The 17,140-nt window shown below is 70.8% G+C and carries 18 protein-coding genes; 14 read left to right on the top strand and 4 right to left on the bottom strand.

The annotated features are described in order from the left end of the window. The first annotated feature begins 14 nt into the window (after positions 1–14). From ACTWNK_RS27275 to ACTWNK_RS27250, 6 genes are all read left to right on the top strand, one after another. Positions 15–1,016, top strand: coding sequence for a proline racemase family protein (locus ACTWNK_RS27275; RefSeq protein WP_474307398.1), 1,002 nt, complete (start codon positions 15–17; stop codon positions 1,014–1,016). 98 nt (positions 1,017–1,114) lie between these two features. Then, positions 1,115–2,446, top strand: a complete 1,332-nt coding sequence (locus tag ACTWNK_RS27270; protein ID WP_474307397.1) for an aldehyde dehydrogenase family protein — start codon at positions 1,115–1,117, stop codon at positions 2,444–2,446. Beyond that, on the top strand, positions 2,443–3,486 hold the full coding sequence (locus tag ACTWNK_RS27265; protein ID WP_474307396.1) for a proline racemase family protein: 1,044 nt from the start codon (positions 2,443–2,445) through the stop codon (positions 3,484–3,486). Before ACTWNK_RS27270 ends, ACTWNK_RS27265 begins: the two co-directional genes overlap by 4 nt. Then, positions 3,483–4,472 carry an ornithine cyclodeaminase family protein gene (locus tag ACTWNK_RS27260; RefSeq protein WP_474307395.1) on the top strand — a complete coding sequence of 330 codons (990 nt, stop codon included), beginning with the start codon at positions 3,483–3,485 and terminating at the stop codon, positions 4,470–4,472. The genes ACTWNK_RS27265 and ACTWNK_RS27260 overlap by 4 nt, the downstream gene beginning before the upstream one ends. A gap of 10 nt (positions 4,473–4,482) precedes the next feature. Continuing rightward, positions 4,483–5,148, top strand: coding sequence for a GntR family transcriptional regulator (locus ACTWNK_RS27255; RefSeq protein WP_474307394.1), 666 nt, complete (start codon positions 4,483–4,485; stop codon positions 5,146–5,148). A 148-nt stretch (positions 5,149–5,296) separates the two neighbouring features. Then, the gene (locus ACTWNK_RS27250; RefSeq protein WP_474307393.1) at positions 5,297–5,845 is read left to right on the top strand and encodes a hypothetical protein; all 549 of its coding nucleotides are present in this window, start codon (positions 5,297–5,299) and stop codon (positions 5,843–5,845) included. A 79-nt stretch (positions 5,846–5,924) separates the two neighbouring features. Here the strand turns inward: ACTWNK_RS27250 and ACTWNK_RS27245 are convergent, their stop codons facing one another. Next, positions 5,925–6,599, bottom strand: coding sequence for a GntR family transcriptional regulator (locus ACTWNK_RS27245; protein ID WP_474307392.1), 675 nt, complete (start codon positions 6,597–6,599; stop codon positions 5,925–5,927). Between the two features lie 132 nt (positions 6,600–6,731). Between ACTWNK_RS27245 and ACTWNK_RS27240 the strand changes: the two genes are divergently transcribed. Together ACTWNK_RS27240 and ACTWNK_RS27235 are read left to right on the top strand one after the other, a co-directional pair. Next, complete coding sequence (locus tag ACTWNK_RS27240) at positions 6,732–7,160, top strand: hypothetical protein (protein WP_474307391.1); 429 nt, start codon at positions 6,732–6,734, stop codon at positions 7,158–7,160. Between the two features lie 126 nt (positions 7,161–7,286). Continuing rightward, complete coding sequence (locus ACTWNK_RS27235) at positions 7,287–8,270, top strand: SPFH domain-containing protein (protein WP_474307390.1); 984 nt, start codon at positions 7,287–7,289, stop codon at positions 8,268–8,270. 7 nt (positions 8,271–8,277) lie between these two features. Here ACTWNK_RS27235 and ACTWNK_RS27230 read toward each other — a convergent pair whose 3' ends face one another. The 3 genes from ACTWNK_RS27230 to ACTWNK_RS27220 all read right to left on the bottom strand — a co-directional run bounded on the left by ACTWNK_RS27230 (position 8,278) and on the right by ACTWNK_RS27220 (position 11,138). Beyond that, positions 8,278–9,213 (bottom strand): EamA family transporter, encoded by a 936-nt coding sequence (locus tag ACTWNK_RS27230; RefSeq protein ID WP_474307389.1) that lies wholly within the window; start codon positions 9,211–9,213, stop codon positions 8,278–8,280. 139 nt (positions 9,214–9,352) lie between these two features. After that, positions 9,353–10,069, bottom strand: a complete 717-nt coding sequence (locus ACTWNK_RS27225; protein WP_474310994.1) for an ABC transporter permease — start codon at positions 10,067–10,069, stop codon at positions 9,353–9,355. 160 nt (positions 10,070–10,229) lie between these two features. After that, positions 10,230–11,138, bottom strand: a complete 909-nt coding sequence (locus tag ACTWNK_RS27220) for an ABC transporter ATP-binding protein (RefSeq protein WP_474307388.1) — start codon at positions 11,136–11,138, stop codon at positions 10,230–10,232. Between the two features lie 230 nt (positions 11,139–11,368). Here ACTWNK_RS27220 and ACTWNK_RS27215 point away from each other — a divergent pair, with 230 nt between their 5' ends. The 6 genes from ACTWNK_RS27215 to ACTWNK_RS27190 all read left to right on the top strand — a co-directional run bounded on the left by ACTWNK_RS27215 (position 11,369) and on the right by ACTWNK_RS27190 (position 17,137). Continuing rightward, positions 11,369–12,142: a VOC family protein gene (locus ACTWNK_RS27215; protein ID WP_474307387.1), complete on the top strand. Its 774-nt coding sequence runs from the start codon at positions 11,369–11,371 to the stop codon at positions 12,140–12,142. Between the two features lie 114 nt (positions 12,143–12,256). After that, positions 12,257–13,489, top strand: a complete 1,233-nt coding sequence (locus tag ACTWNK_RS27210) for a multidrug effflux MFS transporter (RefSeq protein ID WP_474307386.1) — start codon at positions 12,257–12,259, stop codon at positions 13,487–13,489. 93 nt (positions 13,490–13,582) lie between these two features. Beyond that, positions 13,583–14,293 carry a helix-turn-helix transcriptional regulator gene (locus ACTWNK_RS27205; protein WP_474310993.1) on the top strand — a complete coding sequence of 237 codons (711 nt, stop codon included), beginning with the start codon at positions 13,583–13,585 and terminating at the stop codon, positions 14,291–14,293. Beyond that, positions 14,290–15,702: a Fe-S cluster assembly protein SufB gene (gene sufB / locus ACTWNK_RS27200; RefSeq protein ID WP_474307385.1), complete on the top strand. Its 1,413-nt coding sequence runs from the start codon at positions 14,290–14,292 to the stop codon at positions 15,700–15,702. Before ACTWNK_RS27205 ends, sufB begins: the two co-directional genes overlap by 4 nt. Then, complete coding sequence (sufD, locus tag ACTWNK_RS27195) at positions 15,702–16,823, top strand: Fe-S cluster assembly protein SufD (protein WP_474307384.1); 1,122 nt, start codon at positions 15,702–15,704, stop codon at positions 16,821–16,823. Before sufB ends, sufD begins: the two co-directional genes overlap by 1 nt. Beyond that, positions 16,820–17,137, top strand: a complete 318-nt coding sequence (locus ACTWNK_RS27190; protein WP_474307383.1) for a non-heme iron oxygenase ferredoxin subunit — start codon at positions 16,820–16,822, stop codon at positions 17,135–17,137. The genes sufD and ACTWNK_RS27190 overlap by 4 nt, the downstream gene beginning before the upstream one ends. Positions 17,138–17,140 lie beyond the last annotated feature (3 nt).

The following is a 17,140-nucleotide window of genomic DNA, read 5'->3' as shown; positions in this document are numbered from 1 at the left end:
ACAAGGAGTAATACATGAGGACCAAGCGCATCTTCCATGCCGTCGACTCCCACACCGAGGGCATGCCGACCCGCGTGATCACCGGCGGGATCGGCGTCATCCCCGGCGCCACCATGGCCGAGCGGCGCATCCGCTTCCGGGACGAGTTCGACCACATCCGCAAGCTGCTGATGAACGAGCCGCGCGGCCACGCCGCCATGAGCGGGGCCATCCTGCAGCCGCCGACCAGGCCGGACGCCGACTTCGGCGTGCTGTTCATCGAGGTGTCCGGCCTGCTGCCGATGTGCGGGCACGGCACGATCGGGGTGGCGACCGTCCTGGTGGAGACCGGCATGGTCGAGGTCGTCGAGCCGGTCACCACCGTGCGCCTCGAGGTGCCCGCCGGGCTGGTCGAGGTGGACGTCGAGGTGCGTGACGGCATGGCCGTGTCGGTGACGCTGCGCAATGTGCCCTCCTACTGCGACCGGCTGGAGGCCGAGGTCGAGGTGCCCGGCTTCGGGACCATCCGCTACGACCTGGCCTACGGCGGCAACTTCTATGCCGTCGTCGACCTCGACGACTACAAGCTGCCGTTCGACCGGTCGGCCAAGAACGAGATCATCGCGGCCGGGCTCGCCACCATGGAGGCGATCAACGCCGCCGACGAGCCCGTGCACCGCGAGGACGAGCGCATCAGGTCGTGCCATCACGTGTACTTCACCGCGCCCGGCTCGACGGCCGCCCACTCGCGGCACGCGATGGCCATCCATCCCGGCTGGTTCGACCGCTCGCCGTGCGGCACCGGCACCAGCGCCCGCATGGCGCAACTGCACGCGCGCGGCGAACTCGCCATGGACGCCGACTTCGTCAACGAGTCGTTCATCGGGACCAGGTTCATCGGCCGCCTGGTCGGCACGGCCGAGGTCGGCGGCAGGCCCGCCGTCGTGCCCTCCGTCAACGGCAGAGCCTGGGTGACGGGCACCGCCCAGTACTTCCTCGACCCCCGCGACCCGTTCCCGGAAGGTTTTCAGCTGTGACCTCCCTCGACCGACCGGAAGGTGTCCGGCCGTGATCGCCCTCGACCTGGAAGATGTCCAGCTGTGACCGTCCCCGACCGACCGGAAGGCCTTCAGTCGTGATCGTCAGTACCTCGCCCCAGCAGCCGGCCGACGTCGTCGCCGAGGTCGCGCCCGCCGACGTCCACGCCGCCGTACGCCGGGCACGTGAGCTGCAGCCCGGCTGGGCCGCACTCGGCGCGCCCGGCCGCTCGGCCGCACTGCATGCGGCGGCCGATGCGGTGGCAGGGGCGTCGGAGGAGCTCGCCGCCCTGGTCGTGCGCGAGGTCGGCAAGCCGATCACCGAGGCGCGCGGCGAGGTCGCGAGGTCGGTGGCCATCCTGCGCTACTACGCCCAGCAGGTCTACGACCCCACGGGCGCCGTGCACGAGCCGTCGGCCGGGACCGGGCTGGCCTTCACTAGGCGCAGGCCGCTGGGCGTGGCCGGGCTGATCACGCCGTGGAACTTCCCGCTGGCCATCCCGCTGTGGAAGGCGGCGCCTGCCCTGGCCTTCGGCAACACCGTCGTGCTCAAGCCGGCGCCGCAGGCCGTCGGCGTCGCGTTGCGCCTGGCCGAGGTGCTGGGCCTGGAGCAGTTCGTCATCGCGCCCGGCGAGGCGGCCGAGGGCAGGGCGCTGGTGGAGCTGGCCGACGTGGTGTCGTTCACCGGCTCGTCCGGCGTGGGCCGTGCGGTGGCCGCGGCCGCGGCGGCGAGCGGCATCCCGGTCCAGGCCGAGATGGGCGGGCAGAACGCCGCCATCGTGCTCGACGACGCCGATCCGGAGGCCGCCGCCGCGCAGATCGCCGCCGCCGCCATGGGCTACGCGGGCCAGAAGTGCACCGCGACCAAGCGCGTCATCGTCGTGGGCGACGGCTCCCGCCTGCGTGCGGCCCTCGTCGCCGCCGTCGAGAAGCTCGGCGTCGGCGACCCCGCCGATCCCGCCACGGCGGTCGGCCCCGTCATCGACGAGGCCGCACGCGAGCGTGTCCTGGCCGCCGTCGCCGGTGGGCGCGTGCTGAGCGGCGGCTCGGCCCTGGATCGTGCGGGCTGGTTCGTCGCGCCCACGGTCGTGGACGGCGTCGCCGCCGATCACGTCCTGGCGCGCGACGAGGTGTTCGGCCCGATCTGCGTCGTGCAGGACGCCTCGTCGGTGGAGGAGGCGATCACCCTGGCCAACTCGGTACGCCAGGGCCTGGTCTCGGCCGTGTACACCCGTGACCTGGAGCGCGCCCTGACGATGGTGGACCGGCTCGACACCGGCCTGGTGAAGGTGAACTCACCCACGTCAGGCGTCGACTTCCACCTGCCGTTCGGCGGGGAGAAGGACTCCAGCTACGGAAGCCGCGAGCAGGGCAAGGCGGCCCAGGCGTTCTACACCTCCGTCCGCACGATCACGATCGGCGCGGCGTGAACGAGCCCGCGATCACCACGGTCGACTACCACACCGCCGGAGAGCCGTTCCGCATCGTCACCGGCGGCGCCCCCGACCTGCCCGGCGCCACCGTGCTCGAACGCCGCACCCGTGCCGCCTCCACCCACGCCTCCACCCACGCCTCCACCCACGCCTCCACCCACGCCTCCACCCACGCGTCCGCCCGGGACGGCCGCCTGACGGCCGACGAGGTACGCCGCCTGCTGTGCCACGAACCGCGCGGCCATGCCGACATGTACGGCTGTTTCCTCGTCCCTCCCGACGACTCCGGAGCCGACCTGGGCGTCCTGTTCTGGCACAAGGACGGCTTCTCCACGGCCTGCGGTCACGGCACCATCGCCCTGGCCGTGCATGCCGTACAGGAGGGGCTCGTCGCGCCGGACGCGGACGAGGTGACGATCGACGTGCCGTCGGGCCGGGTGCGCGCGCTGATCCGGCGTGACGGCGGGCGCGTCACCTCGGTCGTCTTCCGCAATGTGCCGTCGTATGTCCTGGCGCGCCGGGTGCCGGTGGCGGGTGTCGCGGTCGACCTGTCCTACGGCGGGGCCGTGTACGCCTCGGTGCCCGCGTCGGCGTTCGGCCTGGCCGTGCGTCCCGGGGATCTGACCGATCTCATCGCACACGGCCGGGCGATCAAGGCCGCTCTGTCCGGGCATCCGGCGACATGTCATCCCAGCGATCCCCGGCTGTCCGGCGTGTACGGCGTGATCTTCTACGACGAGATCGGCCCGGGGCACCAGCGCAACGTGACGGTGTTCGCCGACGGCGAGGTCGACCGTTCGCCCTGCGGCAGCGGCACCGCCGCCCGTCTGGCCCTGCTGGCCGAGACGGGCGTCACGCGCCTGCGCCACGAGGGCATCACCGGAGCCGTCTTCCTGGCCGAGGTCTCGGCCACCGTCCAGGCGGAGGGCCGCACGGCCATCGTCCCGGACATCGAGGGCATGGCCTACCGTACCGGCCGTCACGCCTTCGACCTGGCCGCCGACGACCCGATCGGATTGGGCTTCAGCCTGCGATGAGCACCCCTCCCGTCTTCCTGGACGGCCCGGCGATCGAGCGTCTCGTGCCCATGGACCGTGCCGTCGACGTCCTGGAACGGGCGTTGCGCGACGGCCTCGACCCGGAGGCGACCCCGCGCCGCCCGATCGTCGGCGTGCCGGCCGGGCAGCTCCTGCTGATGCCCGCCTCGGCCGGGCGCTATGCCGGGATCAAGGTGGCGACGGTCGCGCCCGGCAATCCGGCCAGGGGCCTGCCGCGCGTCCAGGGCACGTACCTGCTGTTCGACGGTGACACGCTGACGCCGCTCGCCGTGCTGGACGGCATCGCGCTCACCTCGCTGCGCACCCCGGCCGTCTCGGCGCTCGCCGTACGCCATCTGGCCGCCGCCGACGCCGCCGAACTGCTGCTCTTCGGTACGGGGCCGCAGGCGTGGGGGCACGTCCAGGCGTTGCGGGCCGTACGCCCGATCGATCGCATCACGGTCATCGGACGGGACGAACCGCGCAGATCGGCCTTCGCGGGACGTTGCCTGGCCGACGGCGTGAACCGGGTGGAGGCGTTCGGCGAGGCGACGCGGGAAAGTGTGGCGCGAGCCGCCCTGATCGCGTGCTGTACCACCTCCAGAGTGCCCCTCTTCCCCGGTAAACTCACTTCCGACGGCGTCACCGTCGTCGCGGTCGGATCCCACGAGGCCGACGCGCGCGAGGTCGACGACGACCTCGTCGTCAGGGCCACCGTGGTCGTCGAGGCCCGCTCGGCCGCGCTCGCCGAGGCAGGAGATGTGATCGTCCCACTGCGTAACGGTACGATCATGAGTGATCATCTTGCCGGCGACCTCGCCGAGCTGGTCACAGGGCGGGTGGCGATCGGCCCGGGGCCCCGGCTGTTCAAGAGCGTGGGCATGGCCTGGGAGGACCTCGTGGTCGCGGCCGCGGCCTACGAGGCGTGGGTCGCGAGCGTAGGAGATGGGCTCACGGACGTGGGCCCGGGCACCGAGCGAAAGTAGGGAAGCCGGGATGGCTGCGGAAGATCGGCTCGACCTGCCTGTCGTGGGCGAGCGCCAGAGCCTGCGTGAGCAGGTCGCGCACGCGCTCCGGGCCGCGCTGATCACAGGCGAGATGCGCCCCGGCGTGGTGTACTCCGCGCCCGTGCTCGCGGCGCAGTTCGGCGTCTCGGCCACACCGGTCCGCGAGGCCATGCTCGACCTGGCCAAGGAGGGCCTGGTCGAGGCCGTGCGCAACAAGGGTTTCCGGGTCACCGAGCTGTCGGACCGCGATCTGGACGAGCTCACCGAGATCAGGCAGCTCATCGAGGTCCCGACCGTCGCCCGGCTGGCCTCGGTGGAACGTGCCGCAGAGTTCGACCGCCTCCGTCCCATCGCCGAGGAGATCGTCGCAGCCGCCGAGCGTGGCGACCTGCTGGCCTATGTCGACGCCGACATCCGCTTCCACGTCGACCTCCTCACCCTCGCCGGCAATCTGCACCTGGTCGAGGTGGTGCGCGACCTGCGCAACCGCGCCCGCCTGTACGGCCTGTCCCAGCTGTCCGAACGCGGCACGCTGACCGACTCGGCCCGCGAGCACCTCACCCTGCTGGACGCCCTGCGCAGCGGCGACACCGCCGCCTCCGAGGCCATCATGGCCGAACACATCCAGCACGTACGGGGCATCTGGGCGAAGTAGGGGGCGGATGGGCGGTTTGTCGGGTTGGTGGTAATGTAGCTGTCGTAAGGGACAACGAAGTTCAGTACGCATCAGCTTGTGAAAGTTTTCACGATCTTCCTCGGGGAGGCGTGGAGAGGCTCGCGGGCCGGTGAGATCGGGGAAGAGCATGAGCACGCAGACACTCGACCGCCCCCAAGCCCGTCACGCCGCGGCCGAGGCCACCCCTGTCAGGAACGGCGTCGCGCCGTACGTCTGGGCGGTGACCAGGATCGGGCTCGGATTCGTCTTCCTGTGGGCCTTCCTCGACAAGACCTTCGGCCTCGGCTTCGCCACACCGGGCGCGAACGCCTGGATCAACGGGGGCAACCCGACGGCGGGATTCCTCGGGGCGGTCGAAGGGCCGTTCAGCGGGATGTTCCACGCCATGGCCGGAAACCCCGTGGTCAACGTCCTGTTCATGGCGGGACTGCTCGGCGTCGGGCTCGCGCTCGTGCTCGGCATCGGGATGCGGGTCGCGGCGGGCGCCGGGGCGCTGATGATGGTGTTCATGTGGATGGCCGCACTGCCGCTGGCCGGCAACCCGGTCATCGACGACCACGTCATCTACGCGCTGGTCCTGATCGGCCTCGCAGCCGCCAAGGCGGGCGACACGTTCGGGCTCGGCGCCGCCTGGGCCCGCACCGCGCTGGTCCGCCGGATGCCCTTCCTCCGCTGACCGATCGCTGACCGATCCGACTCGCCCGCACCGACCCATCCCGGTGCGGGCGTTTTCCGTTGTGGCGGGAACGCCCGCCTCACGCCTTGCGCAGATGGGCCGACACGAGCAGCTGTTCCGCGTCGTCCAGATAGCGTGCGAGCTCCGCCTCCGCCTCCTGCAGCGCCCCGCGTTCCACCATGGCGAGCAGCTCCCGGTTGCGTGCGACGAACGGCTCGTGGAACGCCTTCGGATTGCTCATGACATGGAACACCAGACGCAGTTCGGCCAGCAACTGGCCCATGACCTCGTCCAGGCGCGGACTGCTGTTCAGGGCCGCGAGCGCCTGGTGGAAGCGGATGTTGGCGGTGCCCACGTCCGGCCATCTGTCGTCGGCGGCGGCACGCTCGGCCTCGGCGACGGCGTTACGCAGAGCGCCGGTGTCACCGGAGGCATGCCGTACGGCGGCGCATTCGATGACGCGGCGCACGCGGTAGATGTCGGCGACGTCGACCTCGGTCAGCTCGCGTACGTAGACGCCCCGGTTGAGGCGGTGTTCGAGCAGGCGCTCGTGGCTGAGCAGGCGGAAGCCCTCGCGCAGGGTGTTGCGGGAGACGCCGAGCGCTTCGGCGAGCTCTTTCTCCTGGAGGCGGTCGCCGGGCGCCAGGTTGCCTTCGGCGATCTGCTCGCGCAGGCGGTCGGCGGCCCATTCGGCGGTGCTGCTGCGTTCCATGCGGTCGCGTCCGGCGCGCAGCTCGCTGAGGGCGTTCTTCATCGGCTCACCGGCTTCATGCGCTCACCGAACCAGTGAATCTGCCTCTTGTCGAATTGTTCAACAATCCTTATGTTGAAGCAAAGGCGATCGAAGCACAGCCCTCCGCATCCCGCGAACGTGAGGAGCAAGGCGATGGCGAGCCCCACCCGACGAGTGATCGTCGCCAGGCCGCTCGGCGGCGTCGTGCCCGGCCACGCCCTGGTCGTCGCGCTCGTGCTCCTGGTCGTTGCGGCGTTCCACATCGGCCTGCCGCTCGCCTGTGCCGCGCCGCTGACGCCGCTCGCGCTGATGGCGGCCTGGTGGCCAGGGGCTCCGTTTCCGGCGTGGGAGCGGCGGGTCCCGTTCCCGCTGTCCGGAGTGCTCGTCCTCGTCGGGCTGCGGGCCGGGCTGCGCGTCCCGGAGCCGCCGGCCCTCGTCGCGGTCGGGCAATCAGGTGCGAAGGCCGGGATGTCCCTCGTCGCGCCTGTGCGCACGTACTCCCGTGCCCTGCTGCCGGAGGTACGCGCCCGGCTCGGGGTGGACGTCACCTTCTCCCTCTCCGTCCTGAGGCGTCTCGCCTGACACCTCAAAAGCGTTATGCCCGGCGGCGTCCCCCTATGCGAACCTGTACGAGAGCGCCCCGTACTCCCGATCGTGGGAGGAACGGCTGGATCCATCCCCGTCACCCGGTTTCCGGAGGTATCCCGCATGAGCGCTCGTCTGCTCGCCGGCCTTGTCGCCGCCCTGGTCGTGCTCGCCGCCGTCTTCCTGCTGGTGACCGCCCCCTACACGAGGACGGACGCGGGCTCGGTCGCCGTCATCAGGGACGGCGGGCCGCTCGACGACGCCGGGATCAGGCAGGTCATCGACCCGGCGTCCGGCCTGACCTGGACAGGGCTGTTCTCCAGCAGCCACACCTACCCGGCCCAGCAGCGCATCTACACCATCACCTCCGACGCCAAGCGGGCCAGCGCCCTGGGCGTGGACGAGGTCGTCGTGCCCAGCGCCGACGGCGTCAACATCGGCGTCGAGGGCACGCTGTACTTCACCCTCAACCTCGACCACGAGACCCTCAAGCGCTTCGACGACAGGTACGGCACGCGGACCTACCGTGCGGCCGACGGGGACTCGCTGTATCCGTGGGACGGCGACGAAGGGTGGAGCGCCTTCTTCTCCCAGGCCGTGCGGCCGGTCGTCTACAACGCGTTGCGTGTGCAGATCGGCGCGCTGCGCTGCCACGAGCTCGTCCCCTCGTGCGCCCTGCTGGCCCAGACCGACCTGGAGAAGGAGGCGAGCGCGGCGGGCAATGCGAACCTGGCCAAGGTGCAGAGCTCCGTCAACGCCGGGCTCGAGCGCGAGATCGCCCAGATGCTCGGCGACGGCTTCCTGACCGGGTTCCGCTTCAACCTGGTCAGGGTCACCCTGCCCGCCGAGGTGCAGGCGGCCATCGCCAAGGCCCAGGCGGCACGCGCCTCGGTGGCCGAGGCCGAGGCGGAGGCCGAGCGCAGCAAGGTACGCGACGCGGCATCGGTCGCGACCGCCGAGGCCGAGGCCAAGGCGAACAAGGCACGCCAGGACGGCTACCGCGCCTGCTCGGCCTGTATCGAGATCGACAAGCTGCGCTCGCTGCCCGACGGCATCACCGTCTACGCGCCCGGCAATCCGGACGCCGTCGTGGTGCCCTCACGCTGAACCCGGCTCAGGACCCGCCCGACCCGCCCGATCTGGCCGCCCGGGTGGCGCCGAAGCTGGCCGCCACCACGCAGCCGATGGCCGCCCACTCCTGGACGTGCAGGAGCTCGCCGAGCAGCAGCAGCCCGACCAGGGCGGCGACGGCGGGCTCCAGGCTCATCAGGATGCCGAACACGTGCTTGGGCATCTTGCGCAACGCCTGCAGCTCAAGGGAGTAGGGGATGACCGAGGACAGCAGCCCGACCCCCAGCCCGATCAGCAGCAACTCGGGCTGCAGCAGATCGGCCCCGCCGGTGCTCACGCCGATCGGCATCAGCAGCACGAACGACACGATCATCGCGAACGACAGCCCGGACGTGCCGGGGAAACGCTGCCCCACGGCCGCCGACAGCAGGATGTAGCCCGCCCAGCACGCCGCCGCGACCAGCGCGAAGCCGATGCCCGCCCAGCTCACCGTCGACGACTGGCTCCACGGCGCGAGCAGCAGCACCCCGCTCGCCGCCAGTGCGATCCACAGCAGGTCGAGCCTGCGGCGCGAGGCGGCCACCGCGACGCCGAGCGGCCCGATGAACTCGATCGCCACCGCGATGCCCATCGGCAGTCTGGCCAGCGCCTCGTAGAAGGTGAGGTTCATCACCGCGAGCGTCACCCCGAACGCCACACCGAACGCGAGGTCGCGGCGGGTGAGCCCCTTGAGCCTTGGCCTGGCGACCACCGCCATGATCAGGGCTCCGGCCGCGATGCGCAGGAACACCACCGCGCTCGGCGGCAGCACCCCGAACAGATCCTTGGCCAGCCCCGCCCCGATCTGCACCGACAGGATGGCCAGGATCACCAGACTGGAGGGCGGGATCGAGTCGGTCGCGTTGCGCGCCAGCGCCCCGAGCCTGGGCAGCCCTTGACGGTACGGCTCTGCGGGTCCGGGCAACGCGTCGGCGGTCACGGTGCTCCTAGCGGCGTGCGGTGGTACGGCGATCGTCGGACGGCGGGCGCCCCATCGACGTCACACCGCGCCCGACCCTACTCATCCCCACCGACAGAAACCGCCGCGGGGTCGCCCCCACATCCCGGACCCGACCGGCTCACTCCCACCGGAACGTGCGCGCCGCCAGCCCGAGCGACACCACGGCCCACCCGGCCAGCACGGCCACCGCGCCGAGCGGCAGCCCGTGCCCGCCGGCCAGGACCGACCGCAGCCCGCCGGCCAGGGCCGAGATCGGCAGCAGTTCGAGCAGCGGCTGCACCCCGGCGGGGAACTTCGACAGGGGGAAGATCACTCCGCCGCACCCCAGCAGCACCAGGTACACCAGGTTGGCCGCGGCGAGCGTGGCCTCCGCCCGCAGGGTGCCCGCCATCAGCAGCCCCAGCCCGCTGAAGGCCGCGGTCCCCAGCACCAGCAGCACGACCGCCCACACGAACGACCCCTCGGGACTCCACCCGAGCGCGAACGCCACCGCGACGATCACCGCGACCTGCAACGCCTCGACCGCGATCACGGCGGCCGTCTTGGCGAGCATCAGCCCGCCCCTGGACAGCGGCGTCGCGCCGAGCCGCTTGAGCACGCCGTACCTGCGCTCGAAGCCGGTCGCGATCGCCTGACCCGTGAACGCCGTCGACATGACGGCCAGTGCGAGCACCCCTGGCGTGAGGAAGTCGACGCGGTCGCCGCCGCCGATGTCGATCAGCGGCGCGGAGGAGAAGCCGACCAGCAGCAGCACCGGGATGATCAGCGTCAGCAGCAGCTGCTCGCCGTTGCGCAGGATGGCCCTGATCTCGGCGACGGCCTGCGCCCCCACCATGCGCGCCACAGGCGCGGCCCCGGGCGCGGGCGTCAGATCGAGGACGGTGCTCACAGAGAACTCCAGATCGGGGAGAACACAACGGAAACGGGGCGGACGAAGGGCGCACGGCAGACGAAGCAGGCGATGGACGAGCGTGCCGCACCGCTCCCCGGCGTGGTCATCGCAGCTCGCGCCCCGTCAGCTCGAGGAACACGTCCTCAAGGGTGCGCCGCTCGATGCTCAGGTCGTCGGTCGTCACGCCTTCGGCCGCGCACCAGGCGGTCACCGTGGCCAGCAGCTCGGGCCCGACCTGCCCCTCGATGATGTAGTGCCCGGCGGGCGACTCCTTGGCCGCGCTCCCGGCGGGAAGCGCCGTGAGCAGCTCGTCGAGCTCGAGACCCGGCCTGGCCCGGAAGCGGAGCTGGCGTTCGGCGCCGGTGAGGACGGCCGGGCTGCCCTCGGACACCACGCGGCCCCTGTCGATGATGAACACCTGGTCGGCCAGCCGTTCGGCCTCGTCCATGTGGTGGGTGGTGAGGACTACGGACACGCCGCTGTCGCGCAGCTGGCCGACGAGCTCCCAGCACGCGTGCCTGGCCTGCGGGTCGAGCCCGGCCGTCGGCTCGTCGAGGAAGACCAGTTCGGGCCGCCCGATGACGGCCGCGGCCAGGGAGAGCCGCTGCTGCTGCCCGCCCGACAGCCGCCGGTACGGCGTGCGGGCGTGCTCGCTGAGGCCGAGCCTGGCCAGCAGCGCGTCGGCGGGCAGCGGCCTGGCGTAGAAGCGGGAGACCAGGCGCAGCCAGTCCCCGGCGCGCAGCGCGGGCGGCACGCCACCAGACTGGAGCATGACGCCGACCCTGGCCCGCAGCGCGGGATCACCGGGATCGGCCCCGAGCACGCGCACGGCGCCCGCGTCGGCCCGGCGGAACCCCTCGCAGATCTCGATCGTGGAGGTCTTGCCCGCGCCGTTGGGCCCGAGGATCGCGGTCACGGCGCCACGGGCGGCTTCGAGGGTGAGCCCGTCGACGGCGGTGGCGCCGCCGTAGCGCTTGACCAGATCGACGACCTCGACGGCTGGGGAGTCCATGGCCACGAGTTTAGGGACCATCCAGGGTGCTCCCGTGTGCGACCTGCCGCCTCACGCTCCCGGTGTGCTCGGCGGCGGTCCCGGCGCATGGCGCGGCGGTAAAGCCTTCGGGCACATAGCGCCAAGTCGAAGGATGCGGGCATGTGTCGATGATTAGGTGGTATGTGGCCTGTGTCACACACCATGATGCGATGCGGGCCCACCGGGAAGCGTGTCACGAGGAGGATGTTGTGTCGGAGCGCAATGGCTATGCGGCCGGAGTTCCGTGCTGGGTGGACCTGTCCAGCACGGACGCGCCCGCGTCGATCACGTTCTACACCGAACTGTTCGGCTGGGAGGCGCACGTCGACCCGCGCCCGGACGCGGGCGGCTACGGGCAGTTCCACTACCGGGGCAAGAAGGTCGCGGGAGTGGGCCCGCAGATGGCCCCGGGCGCGCCCTCGGCCTGGAACACCACGATCGCCAGCGACGACGCCCAGGCCACGGCCGACGCGATCCAGAAGGCGGGCGGCACGGTCGTCGGCACCATGCAGGTGTTCGAGGAGGGCTGGCTGAGCATCGCCAGGGACCCGCAGGGCGCCTTCTTCCAGGTCTGGCAGGCCCTCGCGCACAAGGGCGCCGAACTGGTCAACGAGCCGGTCGCACTGTCGTGGAACGAGTTGCAGGCCCGCGACACCGAGACGGCCCTGGACTTCTACGGCACGGTGTTCGGCTGGGAGCCGAGCGTGGACTCCTCGGGCCGCCTGCCGTACACGACGTTCGAGCTCGGGGGCGGGCGGGTCGCGGGGATGATCCCGATGGGGCCCGAGTATCCGGCCGAGGTGCCTTCGTACTGGTTGACGTACTTCGCCGTGGCGGACGTCGAGGCCACGGTGGCGCGGATCGGCGAGCTCGGCGGGACCGTGCTGGTGCCGGGCCTGGACTCGCCCGTCGGCACGCTGGCCATGGCGATCGACCCGCAGGGCGCGACGTTCGCCGTGATCCAGCTCATCCAGACCGAGTGAAATATCCGACAACCGGGGGAATTTTCGTGAGTTGTGGGAATGAAGTGAAACCGATTCGGGTTTGATCCCTCGCCCCTCGTGGGTCCGCACACCTGCGAGGGAGAGGGGTTTGGCATGTCCGTGGCCGTAGCCGCGAAGGCCGACAAGCAGAGCACGAGTGAGCGCAGGGGACTGCTCCTGCTGATCCTCGGGGCGTTGTCGGCGATCGGCCCGCTGTCCATCGACATGTACCTTCCCGCGCTTCCCGCCATCACCGGCGAGATGATGACGGGCCCGGCCCAGATGCAGCTCACCCTGACCGCCTGCCTGGTCGGCATGGCGGTCGGCCAGGTGGTCGCGGGCCCGCTGAGCGACATGCGCGGGCGCAGGACGCCGCTGCTGATCGGCGTGGCCGGTTATGCGCTGTCGTCGTTGCTGTGCGCGTTCGCGCCCTCGGTCGGCGCGCTCGTCGCCCTGCGGCTGCTGCAGGGCCTCACCGGCGGCGCCGCCCTCGTCATCGTCCGCGCGGTCGTGCGCGACCTGTACGACGGGGCCGCCATCGCGCGTATCTTCGCCACCCTCATGCTGGTCAGCGGCCTGGCCCCGATCCTCGCGCCGATCATGGGCGCCCAGGTGCTGGAGTTCACCACCTGGCGCGGCGTGTTCGTGGTGCTGAGCGTGGCCGGTCTGCTGCTGCTCCTGGCCGTGCTGCCCGGCGTGCGCGAGACGCTGCCCGCCGACAGGCGTGAGCGTGGCGGGCTGAAGCACACGCTGCGCACGTTCTGGCAGTTGCTGCGCGACCGCTCCTTCATGGCGCCCGCGCTGACGGGCGGGCTCGGCTTCGCCGGGATGTTCGCCTACATCTCGGGCTCGCCGTTCGTGCTGCAGGAGGTCTACGCGGCCACGCCGCAGCAGTTCTCGCTGGTGTTCGGGCTGAACGCGCTGGGGCTGACCGCGATGGCGCAGATCGGCGGCAGGCTGTCCGGGCGGGTCGACCCCGGCAGGCTCGTGCTCGTCGGCCTCGTCGTCAGCCTGGGCGGGGCGGCGCTGCTGGCCGCGGTGGCGCTGACCGGCGTCGGCGGGCTGGCCGCGGTGGTCGCCTCGCTGTTCGTCCTCATGTGCGGCGCCGGCCTGGCCCTTCCCGGCACCGGCGCGCTCGCGCTCGCCGGTCAGCCGCCGCAGGTCGCGGGCAGCGCCTCGGCTCTGCTCGGCGTCCTGCAGTTCGCACTCGGCGCACTGGCCGCCCCACTGGTGGGACTCGGCGGATCGGGTACGGCGGCGCCGATGGCCCTGGTGATGCTGGTGCTCACGATCGGCTCTGTCCTCACGTTTTCCCTTTTGCGTGAAAAGCGGGTTTTCGCAGGTTAGGTAAGGCTTGCCTGCGTGAGAAATTGCATCTCGGTTGGTTTGAGATCGGGGAAGGAATTACGGCACACTGATGTTGTGAAAAGCGTGAGCGGGATGAACGCCGAGGCCGGCGCGGAGCGCGGGACACGCGCACGCGTGGCCCGGCTCATCCTTGAGCACGGTCCCGTCGCGGCGGGAGCACTCGGCGAGCGGCTCGGGCTCACCCCCGCGGCCGTGCGCCGTCATCTCGACGCGCTGCTCGCCGAGGGGATGATCGACATCCGCACGGCGCGACCGCGCGGCCAGCGCGGGAGAGGCAGGCCCGCCAAGCTTTTCGCGATCACCGACGCGGGGCGCAGTGCCTTCGAGCACGCCTACGACGGCCTGGCAGGCAGCGCGCTGCGCTTCCTGGCCGAGCACATGGGCGAGCAGGCCGTCGCACAGTTCGCCCGATCGCAGGTCGCCGGCCTGGTCGAGCGGCTTTCGCCGCTGATGCAGGCCGCGCCCGCCGACCAGCGGGTGCGCCTGCTGGCCGAGGCGCTCTCCGTCGAGGGCTACGCCGCGTCGGCGAGCAAGGCGAAATCGGGCGGAGACCAGCTCTGCCAGCACCACTGTCCGGTGGCGCACGTGGCCGCGGAGTTCCCGCAGCTGTGCGAGGCCGAGACCGAGGCGTTCGGGCACCTGCTCGGCACGCCGGTGCAACGCCTGGCCACGATCGCCCACGGCGACGGGGTCTGCACCACACATGTCAGCCCGCACGCGCTGGGCCCCGCCACGGCCAGGCCCGCCGTACATATGGACAAGAGCAAGGAGACCGGAAGGTGACTGTCACCGACCGCCCGGAGCTGGAAGGCCTCGGAAACTACAAGTTCGGCTGGGCCGACTCGGACGCCGCGGGCGCCCTCGCCAAGCGAGGTCTGTCCGAGGAGGTCGTCCGCAACATCTCCGCGCTCAAGAACGAGCCGGAGTGGATGCTCGACCTGCGTCTGAAGGGCCTTCGCCTCTTCGGCAAGAAGCCCATGCCCACCTGGGGCTCTGACCTCGGCGGCATCGACTTCGACAACATCAAGTACTTCGTGCGCTCGACGGAGAAGCAGGCCACCTCCTGGGAAGAGCTGCCCGAGGACATCAAGAACACCTACGACAGGCTCGGCATCCCCGAGGCGGAGAAGCAGCGCCTCATCGCCGGCGTCGCCGCGCAGTACGAGTCCGAGGTCGTTTATCACAAGATCCGCGAGGACCTTGAGGAGAAGGGTGTCATCTTCGTCGACACCGACACCGGCCTGCGCGAGCACGAGGAGCTCTTCAAGGAGTACTTCGGCTCGGTGATCCCGGTCGGCGACAACAAGTTCGCCGCGCTCAACACCGCGACCTGGTCGGGCGGCTCCTTCATCTACGTGCCGCCGAACGTCAACGTCGAGATCCCGCTGCAGGCCTACTTCCGGATCAACACCGAGAACATGGGCCAGTTCGAGCGCACGCTGATCATCGTCGACGAGAACAGCTACGTGCACTACGTCGAGGGCTGCACCGCCCCGATCTACAGCAGCGACTCCCTGCACAGCGCGGTCGTCGAGATCATCGTGAAGAAGGGCGCCCGCTGTCGCTACACGACCATCCAGAACTGGTCGAACAACGTCTACAACCTGGTCACCAAGCGCGCCGTCGCCTACGAGGGCGCGACCATGGAGTGGATCGACGGCAACATCGGCTCCAAGGTCACGATGAAGTACCCCGCCGTCTACCTCATGGGCGAGCACGCCAAGGGTGAGACGCTGAGCGTCGCCTTCGCGGGCGAGGGCCAGCACCAGGACGCGGGCGCCAAGATGGTGCACCTCGCCCCGCACACCAGCTCGAGCGTCATCTCCAAGTCGGTGGCGCGCGGCGGCGGCCGCACCTCCTACCGCGGTCTCGTGCAGATCGAGGAGGGCGCCTACGGCAGCGCCAGCACGGTCAAGTGCGACGCGCTGCTCGTCGACCAGATCAGCCGCTCCGACACCTACCCCTATGTCGACGTCCGCGAGGACGACGTGTCGATGGGCCACGAGGCCACGGTCTCCAAGGTCAGCGACGACCAGCTCTTCTACCTGATGAGCAGGGGCATGGGCGAGGACGAGGCCATGGCCATGATCGTGCGCGGCTTCGTCGAGCCGATCGCGCGCGAGCTGCCGATGGAATACGCCCTTGAGCTGAACCGCCTGATCGAGCTGCAGATGGAAGGGGCCGTCGGCTGATGGGCCTGAACGAGAAGCCCCTGTCGACTCTGCACGAGAAGTCGTCCTACAACGTCGACGACTTCACCGTGCCGAGCGGACGCGAGGAGGAGTGGCGCTTCACGCCGCTCAGCCGCCTGAAGGGCCTGCACAACGGCACCGCCGCCGCGTCGGGCAGCGTCGTGGTCGAGATCGACGCCACGCCCGAGGCCTCGGTGGAGACCGTCGGCCGCGACGACTCCCGCATCGGCCGTTCCTACGTGCCGGGCGACCGGATCAGCGCGCAGGCCTACAACTCCTTCGAGAAGGCCACCGTCGTGACCTTCCCCAAGGAGAGCGTCGCGAGCAAGGCCACCGTGCTGACCCTGCGCGGCACCGGCGAGGGCGTCGCGTACGGCCATGTCGTGATCAAGGTGGAGCCGCTGGCCACCGCCACGGTCGTGATCGAGCACGTGGGCAGTGCCGTCTACGCCGACAACATCGAGTTCGTCGTCGGCGAGGGCGCCACGCTCAAGGTCGTGTCGCTGCAGGACTGGGCGGCCGACGCCGTCCACGTCTCGCACCACCACGCCCAGCTCGCCAAGGACGCCACCTTCCGCAGCTTCGTCGTCACCCTGGGCGGCGACCTGGTGCGTCTTTCGCCGAGCGTCAGCTACACCGGCCCCGGCGGCGACGCCGAGCTGTCCGGCGTCTACTTCGCCGACGCCGGCCAGCACATCGAGCACCGCCTGCTGGTCGACCACTCCACGCCCGTCTGCAGGAGCCGCGTCGACTACCGCGGCGCGCTGCAGGGCGCCGACGCGCACGCGGTGTGGATCGGCGACGTCATCATCAGGGTCGCGGCCGAGGGCACCGACACCTACGAGCTCAACCGCAACCTGCTGCTGACCGACGGCGCACGCGCCGACTCGGTGCCGAACCTGGAGATCCTCACCGGCGAGGTCGCCGGAGCGGGACACGCCTCCACCTCCGGCAGGCTCGACGACGAGCACCTGTTCTACCTGCAGGCGCGCGGCATCCCGCACGAGGAGGCCAGGCGCCTGGTGATCAGGGGCTTCTTCGCCCAGCTGATCGAGAAGATCGAGGTCGAGGAGATCCGTGAGCGCGTGCTCACCGCCGTGGAGGCGGAGCTGGCGCGATGAGCTACGAGATCGTATGCAAGGTCGAGGACATCCCGGACGAGGGTGTCATCGGCGTGGAGGTGGGCGAGACGCCGGTGGCGCTCGTCCGCAAGGGCGGTGAGGTGTTCGCCCTGCACGACGTGTGCTCGCACGCCGAGGTGAAGCTGAGCGAGGGCGAGGTCTACGACGGCGCCCTGGAGTGCTGGCTGCACGGCTCCTGCTTCGACCTGCGCACCGGCAAGCCCACGGGGCCGCCGGCCAACAAGCCAGTCAACGTCTACCGAGTCAAGATCGACGGCGACGACGTCCTCGTCTCGCTCTCGAAGGAGTCATAACAC

The organism is Nonomuraea sp. IBHARD001 (assembly GCF_056106265.1).
This window is presented reverse-complemented; position numbering and strand designations above follow the sequence as displayed.